Source organism: Paenibacillus sp. YIM B09110, from assembly GCF_037167145.1.
Classification (GTDB): domain Bacteria; phylum Bacillota; class Bacilli; order Paenibacillales; family Paenibacillaceae; genus Pristimantibacillus.
In genome coordinates, this window is record NZ_JBANSP010000036.1 from 23,837 (window position 1) to 40,131 (window position 16,295).

General features: G+C 50.7%; 10 protein-coding genes. 2 read left to right on the forward strand and 8 right to left on the reverse strand.

Annotation, left to right across the window (positions count from 1 at the left end):
* Positions 1–309: 309 nt before the first annotated feature.
* Positions 310–4,125 (forward strand): collagen binding domain-containing protein, encoded by a 3,816-nt coding sequence (locus V8F51_RS29040; RefSeq protein WP_337104003.1) that lies wholly within the window; start codon positions 310–312, stop codon positions 4,123–4,125.
* 56 nt (positions 4,126–4,181) lie between these two features.
* Here V8F51_RS29040 and V8F51_RS29045 read toward each other — a convergent pair whose 3' ends face one another.
* The 5 genes from V8F51_RS29045 to ftsE form a co-directional block, all read right to left on the reverse strand.
* Positions 4,182–5,486: a PDZ domain-containing protein gene (locus tag V8F51_RS29045; protein WP_337104004.1), complete on the reverse strand. Its 1,305-nt coding sequence runs from the start codon at positions 5,484–5,486 to the stop codon at positions 4,182–4,184.
* A gap of 93 nt (positions 5,487–5,579) precedes the next feature.
* Positions 5,580–7,040, reverse strand: a complete 1,461-nt coding sequence (locus V8F51_RS29050) for a S41 family peptidase (RefSeq protein ID WP_337104005.1) — start codon at positions 7,038–7,040, stop codon at positions 5,580–5,582.
* 196 nt (positions 7,041–7,236) lie between these two features.
* Positions 7,237–8,448 carry a murein hydrolase activator EnvC family protein gene (locus V8F51_RS29055; RefSeq protein WP_337104006.1) on the reverse strand — a complete coding sequence of 404 codons (1,212 nt, stop codon included), beginning with the start codon at positions 8,446–8,448 and terminating at the stop codon, positions 7,237–7,239.
* A gap of 12 nt (positions 8,449–8,460) precedes the next feature.
* Positions 8,461–9,378 carry a permease-like cell division protein FtsX gene (gene ftsX / locus V8F51_RS29060; RefSeq protein ID WP_337104007.1) on the reverse strand — a complete coding sequence of 306 codons (918 nt, stop codon included), beginning with the start codon at positions 9,376–9,378 and terminating at the stop codon, positions 8,461–8,463.
* On the reverse strand, positions 9,368–10,054 hold the full coding sequence (gene ftsE / locus V8F51_RS29065; RefSeq protein WP_337104008.1) for a cell division ATP-binding protein FtsE: 687 nt from the start codon (positions 10,052–10,054) through the stop codon (positions 9,368–9,370). The genes ftsX and ftsE overlap by 11 nt, the downstream gene beginning before the upstream one ends.
* 248 nt (positions 10,055–10,302) lie before the next feature.
* Here ftsE and V8F51_RS29070 point away from each other — a divergent pair, with 248 nt between their 5' ends.
* Positions 10,303–11,733 carry a VanW family protein gene (locus tag V8F51_RS29070; protein WP_337104009.1) on the forward strand — a complete coding sequence of 477 codons (1,431 nt, stop codon included), beginning with the start codon at positions 10,303–10,305 and terminating at the stop codon, positions 11,731–11,733.
* Positions 11,734–11,895: 162 nt separating this feature from the next.
* Here the strand turns inward: V8F51_RS29070 and V8F51_RS29075 are convergent, their stop codons facing one another.
* The 3 genes from V8F51_RS29075 to V8F51_RS29085 all read right to left on the reverse strand — a co-directional run bounded on the left by V8F51_RS29075 (position 11,896) and on the right by V8F51_RS29085 (position 16,284).
* Positions 11,896–13,368 (reverse strand): WG repeat-containing protein, encoded by a 1,473-nt coding sequence (locus V8F51_RS29075; RefSeq protein WP_337104010.1) that lies wholly within the window; start codon positions 13,366–13,368, stop codon positions 11,896–11,898.
* Between the two features lie 151 nt (positions 13,369–13,519).
* A complete protein-coding gene (gene argH / locus V8F51_RS29080) occupies positions 13,520–14,935 on the reverse strand; it encodes an argininosuccinate lyase (RefSeq protein WP_337104011.1) in 1,416 nt (471 codons plus the stop codon).
* Positions 14,936–15,054: 119 nt separating this feature from the next.
* Positions 15,055–16,284: an argininosuccinate synthase gene (locus tag V8F51_RS29085; protein ID WP_337104012.1), complete on the reverse strand. Its 1,230-nt coding sequence runs from the start codon at positions 16,282–16,284 to the stop codon at positions 15,055–15,057.
* Positions 16,285–16,295: the final 11 nt, after the last annotated feature.

The following is a 16,295-nucleotide window of genomic DNA, read 5'->3' on the forward strand; positions in this document are numbered from 1 at the left end:
TATAGCTTCTAATGCCCTCCGTTGCAATGACAGGGCAGGCTGTTCAGACTTTATTTGGCAAATAACGTTCGATCAGCAAGTCTTATATCCTATTGACTTCTGCCGATATAGTATGAGAGACTCATAATTTGAAGGTAAAATAAGCCAGTATAAATAATTAGACCGCAACAACTTGATGATATGCCAACAATTCGATGGTCCGTGCTTTATTTCATACAGGCATTCTATTGAAAAAGGAGGTTAAAACTAGCTTTTTTCCAGAACCCAAATAAAAAAATTTACTTTTAGCTCGAATGGAGGTTAACAAATATGAAAAAAAAAGTCGCAGCGATGCTCGTCGCCTTTTTCGTTATTTTCCAATACGTTAATATTGGCGGCATAACGAAGCAAGCGAACGCCTTAGCTATCGCAGATAACATCATTACGAGTATCACGTTGTCCGACGTCCTGACTCAGAACGTAATCGCGATAATCGACCAGGCTGTATCCGAAGCATCCGAGGACATCCAGGTTGAGCTCGGACAGAGGCTTAATATTGAATACACGTATAAACTAGATGCTTCAAAGGGATTCCAAGACGGCGACACGTACGAGTTTCAGCTGCCGTCTGAACTAGTTGTCTATACGCCGCTTAATGATAAACCCCTCGATGACGGCGACGGCGGAACTGTAGGTACATTCGACGTCGATCTGAACGGCAAAGTCACGATGACCTTCAACGAAAACATCGTTGGCAGCGACGTCGAGGGATCATTAAGCTTCTGGACCTTTTTCTCCAAAGCAAGCGTCAACAACAAAACCGAAGTACCGGTAGAGTTCAGCATCGGAGACGAGGTCATCATTCATATTAAACCGAATGTGAGCAAATCGACGACGAAGGACGGCTCGACCGACAAGGCGATCAATGCGCAAAATATTTCGTGGAGCATCGATGTCAACAAAACGCTCAAAAAGGTAACGAATGCGAAAATCAGCGACGTTATTCCAACGGGTCTTACGTTTACGAACGACGGAACGCTGACGCTCGAGAAGCTCGATATCGATACGGACGGCGTTGCATCCAATCCCGTTCTCGTTGATCCAACGCAATACAATGTGACGGCGCCAGCGGCTCCGGACAACGAATTGGTTATTGAGCTGGGAGACATCCATTCCGCTTATCGAGTCACTTATTCCACAAGCATCGACAGCACGCATACAAACACGCCAAGCTTTACGAACAACGTAAACTTTACGGGCGACAACATTAACCCGACTTCAGCTACGAAAAAGATAGACAATAAGCGCGGCGAGCTTTTGAAAAAAACGTCCACAGGCTATAGCGAGACGACTCAACTCGTCGATTGGCAAATCAAGTATAATTTTGGAGAAAACACGATAGACCCTGCGTCAATTACCGATTTATTCGATAATAAACATAAGCTAGTAGGTGGATCGATTAACGTATACGAGGTTCCAGACCCTAACACAGGCGCGAAGGGCAGCCTCGTGCCGGCAGACGATTATACGGCAGCCGCCCATAATGCCGCCGGCAAAAACGGTTTCATTATAACGTTCGACAGTGAAATTAGCAGCGCCTATATCATTGAATATCAAACAGAGCCGACTGCCAACGTCTATAAGAACGAAACCATTAACAACGACGCAACGACCGATGGCGGTTCAGCTTCCGGCTCACGGGATATCGTACAAAAGTTTTTCACGAAGAGCAATTCCGGCTTCAATTATGCTACTAGAACAATCGAATGGTCGATCAGCATAAATGGCAACGGCTATGAGTTGTACGATCTGCTGTTCGATGACACTTTCGGGATCGACGGACAGAAGCTGGATGCAAGCAGCATGAGAATTGACGGCGAAACCGTAGCTGACAGCACTTATACCGTTAATTATAAGCCAGATAATTCAGCAACCGATACGGTTCAAGGCTTCTCCATCGACTTCGGAGATGGAAACCAGCCACATGCGATCACGTATACGACGAAGTACGATTATGCAGACGGCTCGTATGCCACGAATAAATCAAGCTATACCAATACAGGCGGTCTGAAGTGGAAAGAAGAAGAGAACGGAACAGAGCTCAGCAAGACCGCAAACTCTGATCCTGTTTCAAATCTCGAGACTCGCGACAACGGCTTCAAGAACGGACGTTATTACGCCGATACGAAAGAGATCGTATGGGAAGTCGGCATCAACTATAACAGCAAAACGCTGCCTAATGCACTCGTTACGGACAAGCTCACCTCTAAGCAAAAGTATGTTGCCAATTCACTTGAGGTACGCCATATGACCGTAGCAGCCAACGGTTCCACGAATACGAACGGCGCTATCGTTGATCCTGATCTCTATACGCTCACCGTTGAAGACGATGCAGATGGACAGAACCTTATCGTCGATTTCGGCAATATAACAAGCCCCTACTATTTGACATTCCGCACGGAGCTTGAAGACGAATTCATTGACGATAAAAATATTGAAAACAACGCCATTCTGACAGCAGACGGCTATGATCCGAAAACACTATCCGAAACCGTTCAAATTCCGAAAGCAGGCGAGTATGTAGCGAAGAGCGGCGATCAGAACGACAGCGATCCGAACGTGATCGACTGGACCGTCTACATTAACCGAGGCCAATCCACGGTAGAGAACGCGAGCATCATCGACACGCCTAGCAGCAAGCAGGTTATCGTCGATGATTCATTCGTCCTCTACGACACATCCGTTGACGAGGATGGCAATGTAACGAAGGCGGGACCGACCGATGCCAGCTTATATGAGGTTAACGTTGAAACGAATCCTGATCCAGATGCGGGCGAAGGCGATAGCATCTTCACTCTCACTTTTAAATCCGTTATTAAGAAACCGTATATTCTAGAATACAAAACGATTATCGACGCGGAGGACGGAGACAGCTTGGCAAACAGCGTTGCGTTTCGCGGCAACGGCGTTGACCTTGTTACCATTGAAGAGCCGTCCGAAGTCGAAGTGAAGCTGTCGGGAGGAGCCGGTACAGGCAGCGCTTATAAGGGAAGCTTGAAAATTACAAAGGTAGATTCGAGCAACAATGCGATTACCCTTGCAGGCGCAGCATTCGAGCTATACCGGGCTTCCAACAACCAGAAGGTCGGTGACACGGAGTACAGCGGCAATGATGGCATCGTTCAATTCAACAATTTGAAATACGGTCAGTACACGCTCAAGGAAGTAACTCCGCCAGTCGATTATTCTATCGTCAGCACAGGCGAGTACACCATTACGATCAATTCCAAAGGTGTCCAAGAAATTACGATTGCGAACGCCAAGTTAACCGGAGACCTAACAGTTACAAAAGTCGCAGCAGGCAACGCCGATAAGTTGCTAGCAAATGCTGTTTTCGATCTCTATGACAGCACGATGACGACGAAGCTGCAGCGGGTTACAACGGATGCAGCAGGCAAAGCAGTGTTCGTCAACATCCCTTATGGCGATTATATTTTGAAGGAATATAGAGCTCCTTCGGGTTATAAGATCGATGGTGAGGGCGAATACCCGATCACGATAAACGAAGATAACGAAGCCTTTACGGTTGCCAATCAAAAACGCATAATCGTGCCCGAACCGGAAGCGACGCCAAGCCCGACACCTGTCGCTTCGCCTGAACCAACCCCGGTTGTGACGCCAGCGCCTACGCCGTCCGCGACACCTGTGCCAAGCGAAACGCCTTCGCCAACGACTAAGCCGTCGTCTACTCCTCCAATCGAGAAAGAAATAACGAAGGAAGAGAAGCCGATCGAAGATAAGGTTGATGTTCCGAAGAATGGCCATTCAAAACCAGGCAAGCAGCCAGAGAACGGCAAAGTAACCGTTTCGCCGGATGGCAAATGGGTGTATACGCCGAATCCGGGTTTTATCGGCAAAGATAAATTTTCGATCATCGTTACGAATGGGAACGGAGAAGAAGAAGAGCTATTCTTCGAAATCGATGTAGAGGAAATACCGCAGGGCGGGCTCGAGGGAACGCCTCAGACGCCTGATGTAGACCAGCTGCCTAAGACAGGCGAATCGAGCAATCTGCCTTTCATGGCGCTAGGAGTATCTCTTGTCCTAATCGGCGCAGCGCTCCGATTAAATAGAAAAAGTAATTAAACAAAAGCGGTTGAAGGGAAGTGTTCCCTTTCAACCGCTTTTGTTTTCTATAGTTGTTAAACGTCGTGAATTTCACTGGCTGCCGCCGCTTCGCTACCGCGCTTATTGGCCGTTCTCGAACGCAAAAGCTCAAGCAACGATGCCGGACCTGCAGCGGCATAATAATTGGCTTGCTCATCCGGCGCCAAGATGACGCCAAGCTGATGATGCTCGCCCGCATAACGCGCGCGCTGCGCAAACTTGATCTCACCCTCGAAGTTCAACACTTCGAGCTTGCAAAATGCGGGATTCTGCCGCAGCGCTTCATACATCTCTTCTTTGTTCTTGATGCGAATGCCGTTCACCTTATGAATCACTTCACCCGGCAGAAGCCCCATCGTCTCGGCGGGAGTGCCCGGTACAATCCCCAATATTCGCAAGCCGCGCGAATCATTCACATACAGCGGCGATCTCCGCGCTTCCGATGCGGTGCTGCGCCATACAAGCGCCTCATGCAGCAGCAACGTTGCAACTGCTGCTAGCGGAAGCAAAACCGGAAATTTCCAGGCCGCAAGCGCGGTCGCAGCTACGATAACGCTGTATAGCAGCAGCCCTTTAGCAGCATGCTTCGCCTTCTGCTTCGGCAGCAGCGAACGCGTCATTTCCGTAAAGCCGATCACCATCGGCAGCGCTATGACTGACCATCCTTGCGTCCAGTCGGCGCCGAAGAGCGGCGTCCATGGCAGCGCCGTCTGCGACATTCCGCCTCCAGCGACCGGGACGATCATGAGCAACGGTACCGGCCAGAAGCCTTGCAGCATATAACCGCCAACAAGCTTGCCCCGCTTCCCTTCCACGAACAGCGGAGTGGACAGCTTGTCTCCCTGCCACCGAACGAGTGCGGCCTCCGCTAAATGGAGAAGGGCGACGATTACCAGCAAGCCCGCAGCATCGATCTTAGCGAGCGATGCCGATAACGAACCGATCCAGTCGGATCGTTCGGCTAGCGTTGTGAAGCCAATTCCCCACTGAAGCAATGCGATAATACCTGCGCTGTAGGCGAAGCACAAGTACCGAATGCGAATGAGCATCAATAGGACAGCTATTGCCCAAAGCCATAACACCGCTTCTCCCGTCAACGCTGTTCCAATAAAGGCGCCAACCGCCGATACGACGAGCCCTACCGCCAAACCTGCCACCATCGCCCGCAGCACAAGCGCAGGCCAATTATGAAGCTTAACCGCAAACAGCTGTCTTTCCATCCGAATCTGTCTTGTATATTGCAAAATAATAAATAAAACCGAAATATAATAAAAAGGCTGCGCTAATAGTTGTATGGCTGCCTGCCCGAACGCTTCCAGCAAATCAATCAACGTTGCCAATCTCCACACTCCTCCGCTTACGCGATTTCGCAAAAAAAATAAAAGGCCGGCTCCACGATAGAGCCAACCTCTTATTCATTCGACGCCAATGATTTATTTCCTGCCTGACACCTTGATTGCTTCATGCAGTTGAACGTCATTGTTCTCGTCTTGAATCCACTTAACTACCGCTTGTTCAAGCGTTTCTGCGGTCTTCACATCAACCTTGCCTGTTGCCGGCATGTTATGCTCCGACTGGAATCGCTTGACTGCCTCGGTCGTTTCCTGCCCGAAATATCCGTCCTCGCGCTTCGGTTCATAGCCTAAGCCATGAAGCATAATTTGAACGCTGCGGACCTGCTCGCCGAGCATATCCTGTTGCAACGTCTCGGACATACTCAGTCTTGCTACCGTATAGAGATCCGGAGGCAGTACTTCAATATCCGGCTTAATGCCTTTCTCATGAATCCAGTTGCCGTTAGGCGTCAGCCACTTCGCAATCGTCATCTTGACGAGACTGCCATCGCCAAGCGCTTTGTTGTAGCTGACTTGCACCGTACCTTTGCCAAACGACGTCTCGCCGATCAGCTTCGCGCCAGCTCCCTCTTGGAGTGCGCCCGCCAGTATTTCCGATGCGCTTGCACTGCCTTTGTTCATGAGCACGGTGATCGGGTATGTCTTGCTTTGACCTTCCGATAACGTTTTCTCGCGTTCGCCGCTACGGTCCTCAACTTGAACGACTGTCTGACCTTTGGCAAGGAACGACTCAGCAATATCAACGACAACGGGAAGAATACCCCCAGGATTGTTGCGCACATCGATAACTAATCCCTTCATCCCCTGCTGCTCCAGCTTGGCGAGCTCTTCCTTGAAGCGCTCTGCCGTATGAAGCGAGAACTGCCGTATCTCAATGACTCCGACACCGTCCGATCGCAAATTCGCATAGACGGTTTCGACATCGATATCGTCTCGAATCAGTACGAGCTGCACCGGCTCATTAAAACCGCTGCGAATCACTTGCAGCTTCGCCTTCGTACCTTTAGGACCGCGAATCTTAGCAACTGCATCCTGAAGGCTCAAACCGTCAAGCTTCTCGCCATTCACAGAAATAAGGACGTCCTTGGCCAGTAAGCCTGAACGTTCGGCTGGCGATCCTTTGATCGGCGCGACAACGACAATCTTGCCATTCTCCATCGTCACCTCGGCGCCGATTCCGGTGAACGAGCCTTCGATCGACTCGGAGAAATGCTGCGCCACTTCCTTCTCCATGTAGACGGAATACGGATCCTCCAGCGAAGACATCATGCCGCTTACCGCACCATCCACCAGTTCGTGACGATCGACCTTCTCATAATACTTCGTCTCGATCAGCTCAAGCACGGCGTTCAGCTTCGTTAGCTCATCTTCCTTCAAGCTGTAGCGGCTTGTACCGCCTTCCGCCGCCGCAGCGGTGAGCGCAGCTTCCACGTGTTCCTTCGGATTAATAAGCTGGTCCGCGATCGTCAGCGTTACGAGCACAGAAGCGAACATCGTCAGCATCACGAACGCGAACACTGTGCGTCCTTTGAATTGCACCCTTCTACACCACCTTCATATTTTCCCAGTATTGCCTGTGCCGAACCTGGTCGCAGGCTTGGCTCACTTCCTAATACCGTCCTAGTATATGACAAGCGGCTTACAATTATTTGCAAGGGCACCGTTTAAAAACAAGGGCAGCCATTTGGCTGCCTCTTGGTTGTCTACCTATAAGTTATCGATAATGCTTATCGAACTATTTTAAGTAACCGCCTGGGTTGACGGCAACCTCATTCTTACGCACCTCGAAGTGAAGATGCGGTCCGGTCGAGTTGCCTGTGCTTCCGACTTCAGCGATCTTGTCGCCTTTCTTGACCGTATCGCCCTTGCTGACTAGTCGGCCGCCCTTGCGTATATGGCCATACAGCGTCCACAAGCCGTTGCCGTGGTCGATTACGATACACTCGCCGTAGCTGCTCCAGGTTTGCGAGATAATAACGACGCCGCCCTCTGCCGCATAAATATCCGTGCCCTGCGGCGCAGCGAAATCGATACCTGTATGCGTATGCTTCTTGCCTGTGATTGGATGCGTCCGAGTGCCAAAGTTTGAGCTAATCCGGTAGTTGTCTTTGATCGGCATACCGAGTCTGCCGCCGTTATACGGATTGGAAATCCGGTTCTTCTCGGCATTCAGCTTGGACACCTTCGACGCAAGTTGCATCAACTCTTTCTCTGCTTCTTCTCCAATATCCTCAAGCTGCTCCAGTTCCGAATCGAGCTCTTGTAGATTGCTGTTGTAGCTGGCAATCAATTGCTCCTTCTCATGCTCCTTGGCGATGAGCGCGTTCTCGTACTTCTCCAACTTTTCGTACATGGTCTTAACCTCGGCGAATTGCTTCTCTACCTCGGCTTTCTTCTGAACGACAAGCTCCTTCTCTTGCTTCTGCTCTTCGAGTATATCGTGATCCTGACTGAGGATCGACTGCAGCGCATCGAAACGATCGATGAAATCGGTGAAGCTCGTTGCGCTTAGCAAGACGTCCATATACGACACGAATCCGTTCGTATACATAAGACGCATACGCGATTGCAGCAGCTCGTCGCGCTCTACGACACGTTGCTCGGCTTGCTCCAGCTGAGTGCCTGTCTGCAGCAACTCCTCCTCCTTCGCATCAACCTCTGCCTGCGTATTCATTTTGTTAACCGTTACATTGTCGATCTCCGCAAGTATATTCTGAATCGAGGCCTGTGCGTCGGACTTCTTCACTTCAATGTCCGATTTCTGGGAATTCGCATTAGCCGCCGCCTTCTGGGCTTCGGCTGCCCGTCTCTCGGCATCCCGCATTTCCTTCTTCGCTTCCTCGATCTGTTTCTTGATCTGACTAAGCGATGCCGCTTCTCCGCTTGCCGGGTGTAACATAAATACGGTAAGCAGCGTTACTACAATAACGCCAGCTATTCTCCTCATTGCCATCATCACCTACACTTTCAAATACTTTCGTACCGAAATGGTGCTGCCCCAAATGCCTAACAATGTTCCTAGTCCGATCAATAGCAGCGCGACCATTCCAGCCACTTCCTTAAACGTGACGAGCTTAATCATCATGAGAGCCAAATCCGTTTCCGTAAAGCTAACAAATTGCGAGTAAGCGACCAAGATGACAGCCGTAGTCAATACAGAGCTAATCAGCCCGATTAAGGCGCCTTCGATAAAGAACGGCCAGCGGATGAACGAGTTCGTCGCACCTACAAGCTTCATAATGCCAATCTCACGGCGTCTGGCGATTATCGTCATCTTGATGGTGTTCGAGATGAGGAACATCGCGGTAATGCCTAGGCCGATAACGACTACGAAGCCGATGTTGCGCACCACGTTCGTTATAGTGAACAGCTTCTCGACTGTGCCTTGACCGTACTTGACCTTCGCAATCGGCAGCGACTCGTCCGCCTTGTTGATGGCTTCGATCTGCGCGACCGCCGTTTCGATTGATAGCGGATCGTAGACCTCGACGGTAAAGGAGTCTGGCAGAGGGTTCTTCTCATTCTCGTAGCCCTCAATCAAATCTTCATTCTCCTTGCCAAGGCTTTCGCGCAAAATTTCAAGTCCTTCTGCCTTCGACACGAACTTCACTTTGCTTACTTCCGTTATGTTGCCGATCTTGTTCTGCAGCTCTGTCATCTTGGTTTGATCGACCTTCAATTGCAAGTAGACCCGAATTTGAACCTGGCTTTCTATCTGATCCGCCATTGCGTTCACGTTCAATGCAAGCAGCAGGAAAACTCCTAGTATAAATAGCGAGATGAACATGGAGCTCATCGAAGCGAACGACATCCAGCCGTTGCGGATAATGTTCTTCGCGCCTTCGCGCATATGCCGGAGAATCGTACTAAGCTTCATAGCCGTACTCTCCTCTCGCCTCATCGCGAACGATGTTCCCGTTCTCGATGGCAATAACGCGCTTGCGCATGGAGTTGACGATGTCCTTGTTATGCGTAGCCATGACGATTGTCGAACCGCGGAAGTTAATCTCTTCAAGCAGGTTCATAATGCCCAGCGACGTCTCGGGATCCAGGTTGCCTGTCGGCTCGTCCGCGACAATAACCGACGGATTGTTGACGATTGCGCGGGCAATGGCGACACGCTGCTGTTCGCCGCCTGATAGCTGCGCCGGCAAGGAGGCGTGCTTATGCTTAAGCCCGACAAGCTCTAGTACCTCCATCGTGCGTCTCTTAATGACTCTGCGTGGCGCCTCGATCGCCTCCATGGCGAAAGCGACGTTTTCGAATACGGTAAGCTTCGGAAGCAGTCTGAAATCCTGGAAAATAACGCCGATATTGCGTCTCACGTATGGAATCTTGCGAGGCTTAAGCTTGCCAATGTTAAAGCCGTTCACCGATATTTGCCCTTTGGTCGGCACTTCCTCACGGTAAATCAACTTCATAAAGGTCGATTTTCCTGCGCCGGAAGGTCCTACGAGGTATACAAATTCATTACGATCTATTCGAACGGAAACGCCGCGAAGCGCATGTGTGCCATCCGCATACGTCTTCCAAATGTCCTGCATTTCAATCACATTCATCACATCCTGTTAATAGTCAGCTTTATGTAATTCGACAGGTTGCCACGAAATCCTTCAAAATGGGCTTTGTTTCCTCATATTTTCACAATTCTAATAATGGAGTCCTATGTCGAAAAGAGCGTTTGACGCGCTGCAATAGGGCTTTCAGCCCGCTCAAGACAAGAACGGCTCCGCAGATGCATATAGTTGGTTAACGGGTTAGTTTTCATTATTTTTCAAATTTGGAAAGGGTGTTGTTCATTTTGAAGCGAATTTATCTCGGCTTGGTCATATCGTTGGTAATATTGCTTGCAGCGGCAGGTGTCGGATGGGCGTTGCTGTGGAACTATGCTACGCAGGATACCGTGCCCGAAGGCGTTGTCGTGGGGGGCATTCCGATTGGAGGCATGACGATTAATGAGGCGCTTGGCTTATTGGATGATTACGAGCAGTCCCTCCAAAAACGGACCATTACGATAAACGCGAATACCGAGACCGGCGACAACAAGCAATGGGCGGTAAGCGAGCTAGGATACAAAGCCGAGTTCAAAGGCGTGAAAGAGGCGCTGCTTAAGCTGCGTGATGGACGTATATGGGAGCGAGCCGAATACCGTTACCGCTTTCCGAAGTCTTACTCGTTATCGCAGAGCTGGGAGCGTGATACGTTCGACTCGGCCGTTCGCAAGCAATGGGGTTGGATCGAAAAAAACGAACCAAAGGATGCCTCCCGTACAATTACGGATAAAGACGAAGTGCTTTATGTGCCGCATGTCGACGGCTATCGAATCCAGCTTGAATCGTTGTCCGAGAAGGTCAATGGGTGGGTATGGATTGATGAGCAGGAGCTGACGAAGCCGATTGAACGAACATTCGCCGATGAGCTTCCCATTACGGCGATACACCCGAAGGTGACGCTGGCGGCATTGAAGGAGGAAGGCATTGATCGCAAAATCGTCGAGTTCTCGACCGATTTCAAGACGAGCGCGGAAGGACGCGCCCATAATGTAACGATTACGGCGGAAATGTTAAACGACACCCATCTCGCTCCTGGCGATGTGTTCGATTACGATAAGCTCATAACGGCAACGGAGAAGGAGCATACGTATCGGGAAGCTCCCGTTATTCTGAACGGCAAGCTTGTGCCCGGTATCGGCGGAGGCATCTGCCAAGTATCGAGTACACTGTATAATGCTATTTTGCGAGCAGGACTTGAAATCGTAGAACGGCGCAATCACTCGATTCCCGTCGCGTATCTACCGCTTGGGCAGGATGCGACATACTCCGGCGGGGCGATCAACTTCCGTTTCAAAAACACGACCGGCAAACATCTCATCATTCGTACAGAGGTGAAGGATCGAACGGTGACGATCAAGCTCTTCGGCACAATGGACGAAAGCCTTCGTTACGATGTTGAATCGGTTACTACGGACACCCTGTCACCAAAGATCGTGGAGACGGTGAACGCTTCGTTGCCTACCGGCAAGCAGGTCGTCGTTGACAGCGGCAAACAAGGGTATGTTGTAGACACGTTCCGCATCCTCTATAAAAACGGCAAAGAAACGTCCCGCGAGAAAGTCTCGCATGATACGTATCGCGCGCAGCCGACGATCATCGAGCGCGGACCGCAGCAGGGCGAGAACTCGCCGGCACCAACGCCGACTCCGAAAGATTCGGTCGTGGAGGACGGCATCTAGGACTGGGAGGCTGAGGCATTCCTACAATAACGAAAGTTTTTTGCGCTATCTGGCATTCACTTGGTTGTGTGCTCGAAATAGCGATACGTTTTTCCGTTATTTGGGCGAATGGGAATAAGAAAGCCCCGCGCAGCTGTGCTGTGCGGGGCCTTGCCGATTGTTCTATTCCGTATACGGGAGACTTGTATCGATGCCGATCGTGCTGGTCGATGCATCCCATGTCACGCCGATGTTGAACACTTTAGCGATATCTCTTAGCTTGAAGTAGTTGTTGCCGCCAATGTTATAGGCTTTAAGCGGTGCTTCCGCGCCATCAACATAGATTGTGGATGCGGTAGGCGAAGCAGACTTAACGGCTTGGCTTGTTCCAGCAGCTAGCTCGCCGCCCACTGGCGTATAGGCTTTGTTCGCAAGCAGATTGACTGCATTTTTAGCTTTGTCAAAGCTGACTTCGAAGTTTTTGTCCGTACCGTTAACCGCTAGAGCCAAATCGCGAAGCTTAAAATAGTTGTTGCCGCCGATGTTGTACGCTTCGAACGATACCGCCTTGCCGTTCACCATCACTTTGGATGCCGTCGGTTTCGCGGAAACCGGTGCAAGCAGCGGGCTCTTTAGGAAGTAATACGATTGGTCGTCGCCGTCGGATGCAATGGCGTAACCATTCTCGAAGCTGCCGCCCATAAAGTTAACGGCAAACTTCGTAACTTCTTTGCCTGTAGCGTCGATATAACCTCGCGCCGTTTCTTCATCGTTGATGTACCTGCCTACAATAGCAAGTCCCTCATTAAATTCAAAATATACTTCGTCATATTTCGGTTTCACGATCACTTTGCCGCTCTTATCGATGAAGCCCCACAGACCGTCTTTCATGAAAGCAGCCAAGCCTTCGTTAAACGAATACACATCCTCGTATTGCGGCTTAATGACCTCCTTGCCCGTCGTATCGATAAAGCCCCACAGATCGCCCTTGAGAACCGGAGCGAGTCCATTTTGGAACGGGTAAGCCAAATCGTACTTCGGTGCAACTATTTCCTTGCCAGTCGCGTCGATGTAACCCCAATAATCGCCTTCGTTATAGATCGCAAAACCTTCCAAGAAATTATAGATCGTGTCATAATTCGCTTCGAAAACTTGCTTGCCCGTCGTATCGATATAGAATGGCTTGCCGTCCAATACTACAGGCGCAATCCCGCTGCCAAAGCTGGATGCCGATTCGTACTTCGCCTCAATAACGAGCTCGCCCGCTTTATTAATAAAGCCCCACTTCTCGCCTTTAGCGACTAACATCAGGCCATCGACGAATTGTTCGCCAATCGAGTCGTAGCTCGGCTGAATAACGATCTTTCCTGTCTTGTCGATCATGCCCCACTTCTCGTTCAGCATAACTGGAGCCAAACCGTCGTGGAAGTTCATTACCCAGTCATACTTGGCAGGGACGACTACTTTGCCTGCTGTATTGATAAATCCATAGCTTTCGACGTCCGCGCTTTCATCGTATTCCAAATACCATGCCAAACCTTCGCTTAATTCGCCAACAGTTACATATGGTAAATATTTGGCGGCATGTACACTTGATAATGGAATCATAACCGCGATTAATGCAATACTTAACCATAAACTTAACGCTTTTTTCATACTCGATACCTCTCCCCTGAATGATTCGAAAATAGTAATAATAAAAATCTATATTATTTATCGGATAAACGAGTCGAAGTTTTTAGCAAAATAAGGATTGGAAACAAAAAAAAGAAGAGGGAGCTCCCTCTTCTTCCTATATCATCAGTGCTTAGCGACTGCGCTCGACGTACTCCGTCACCCATGCAGCCGTCTCCGCAAGCGCGGCATCGGCGCGGCCGATTGCGTCTTGGACTTGCGTCTTCGCCGTGCCGCCGTATACATTGCGCGCATTGACGACTTGCTCCGGCTGAAGCACCGCGTAGATGCGGTCATCGAACAATTGCGAGAATTGCTTGAATTCATCAAGCGTAAGGTCGAGCAAGTATTTGTTTTGCTCGATGCAATACAATACCGTCTTGCCTATGACCTCATGCGCTTGGCGGAATGGCAAGCCCTTGCCAACGAGGAAGTCGGCGATGTCGGTTGCGTTCGAGAAGTCTTGATTGACCGCTTGTCGCATCCGATCCTTGTTGACCTTCATCGTCGCGATCATCGGCGCGAACAATTGAAGCGCGCCTTGCAGCGTCTTCACGGTATCGAACATGCCTTCCTTGTCCTCCTGCATATCCTTGTTGTAAGCAAGCGGAAGCGACTTCAGAACCGTCAGCAAGCCTACAAGATTGCCGTACACGCGCCCCGTCTTGCCGCGAACAAGCTCCGGCACGTCCGGATTCTTCTTCTGCGGCATAATGCTGCTGCCTGTGCAGAATGCGTCATCCAGTTCAACGAAATGGAACTCCGTGCTCGACCACAGGATCAGCTCTTCGCTTAGGCGCGACAAATGCATCATGATGATCGAGGCGTCCGACAGAAACTCAAGAATAAAATCACGGTCGCTTACCGCGTCTAGACTGTTCTCGTACACACGATCGAACTTCAATTGACTCGCCACGAAATGGCGGTCGATCGGGAACGTCGTGCCGGCCAAAGCGCCCGCTCCAAGAGGGAGCACGTTGATCCGTTTGTAGCTGTCTTGCAGACGCTCGATGTCGCGTCCGAACATGGACACGTACGCCATGAGATGATGCGCGAACAAGATCGGCTGAGCCCGCTGCAAATGCGTGTAGCCCGGCACGATTGTGTCGATGTTTGCCTTCGCTTGCTCGATAAGCGCGGATTGCAGCTTATGAAGCATATCGACGAATTCAACAACGCGTTTGCGAAGCCAAAGATGCATATCCGTCGCGACTTGGTCGTTGCGGCTGCGTCCGGTGTGCAGCTTGCCGCCTACCGTGCCAACATCGTCGATCAGCGTTTTCTCGATATTCATATGAATGTCTTCGTCGCCGATCGAGAATTCAATATCGTCGCGCTTAATGCGCTGAAGAACGCGGTGCAAGCCGTCCTTGATTTTCTCCACGTCATCGGCAGGCAAGATGCCTTGCTTACCGAGCATTGTTACATGCGCCAAGCTGCCTTGAATGTCTTCTTCGGCAAGCTCTTTGTCGAACATAATCGATGCTGTATATTCTTCAACCAATTGGTCTGTCTTCTTCGTAAACCGACCGCCCCATAGTTTGCTCACTCGCTTATACACTCCCTGCCGGAGAAACGGACGAAAAGCATGACGCAGCACCCCTCGGCGCCGCTGCTACTGCCGCTGCGCCAAGTCCTCTGCCTCATGCTTCCGCCAAGCTTCCGGATTTATTTGTTGTTAACTGCCGAAGATACTTTCAGACGAAGCGCGTTCAGGCGGATGAAGCCTGTTGCGTCGCCTTGGTCGTATGCTTGGGAAGGGTCTGCTTCCATCGTCGCGATGTCCGGGTTGTACAAGCTGACCGGGCTTTTCACGCCAGCGCCGATTACATTGCCTTTGTACAGCTTCAGTCGAACAACACCGCTCACGTTCTTCTGCGATTCTTCGACCAGCGCTTGCAGGGCAAGACGCTCAGGCGCGAACCAGAAGCCGTTGTATACGAGTTGGCTGTATTTGGCGATCAGGGAGTCGCGAAGGTGCATAACTTCGCGGTCCATCGTGAGCGATTCCATTTTGCGATGAGCAGTGAACAGAATCGTGCCGCCCGGGGTTTCGTACACGCCGCGGCTCTTCATGCCGACAAAGCGGTTCTCCACCATGTCGACACGGCCGATGCCATGCTTGCCGCCAAGCTCGTTCAGCGTCTCCATGATTGCAAGCGGGCTAAGCTCTTGGCCGTTAATAGCCGTACAGTTGCCTTGATCGAACGTAAGCTCAACGTATTCCGCTTTGTCCGGCGCTCTCTCCGGGGATACGCTCAGCACGTACATGCTCTCGTTTTCCTCCGAGCTTGGGTCGAACCATGGATCTTCGAGCATGCCGCTCTCGAAGCTGATATGCAGCAGGTTGCGGTCTGTCGAATAAGGCTTAGCTGCCGATGCCGTAACCGGAATACCATGTTTCTCGGCATAAGCGATCATCTCCGCGCGTCCAGGGAACTGCTCGCGGAACGCTTCCAGACGCCAAGGCGCGATTACGCCGATCTCGGGAGCAAGCGCTGCAGCCGTCAGCTCGAAGCGGACTTGGTCATTGCCTTTGCCCGTTGCGCCATGCGCAATCGCCGTAGCGCCTTCAGCGCGTGCGATGTCAACCATGCGCTTAGCGATAAGCGGGCGGGCGATCGATGTGCCGAGCAAGTATTGGCCTTCGTACAATGTTCCTGCTTGGAACATCGGGTAAATAAAGTCCTTCGCGAATTCATCGCGCAGGTCGTCGATGTATACTTTCGATGCGCCTGTAGCAAGAGCTTTCGCTTCGAGGCCGTCCAGCTCATCCTTTTGGCCGATATCAGCCGTGAATGCGATAATTTCCGCGTCATACGTTTCTTTCAACCATTTTAGGATAACCGATGTGTCCAAGCCGCCAGAGTAGGCAAGCACGATTTTTTCTTTTGCCATAACGAGTATTT

Coding starts and splice junctions, on each gene's coding strand:
- V8F51_RS29040 (WP_337104003.1), top strand. CDS start 310: ATGAAAAAAAAAGTCGCAGCGATGCTCGTCGCCTTTTTCGTTATTTTC.
- V8F51_RS29055 (WP_337104006.1), bottom strand. CDS start 8,448: ATGAGGAGAATAGCTGGCGTTATTGTAGTAACGCTGCTTACCGTATTT.
- ftsX (WP_337104007.1), bottom strand. CDS start 9,378: ATGAAGCTTAGTACGATTCTCCGGCATATGCGCGAAGGCGCGAAGAAC.
- V8F51_RS29075 (WP_337104010.1), bottom strand. CDS start 13,368: ATGAAAAAAGCGTTAAGTTTATGGTTAAGTATTGCATTAATCGCGGTT.
- V8F51_RS29085 (WP_337104012.1), bottom strand. CDS start 16,284: ATGGCAAAAGAAAAAATCGTGCTTGCCTACTCTGGCGGCTTGGACACA.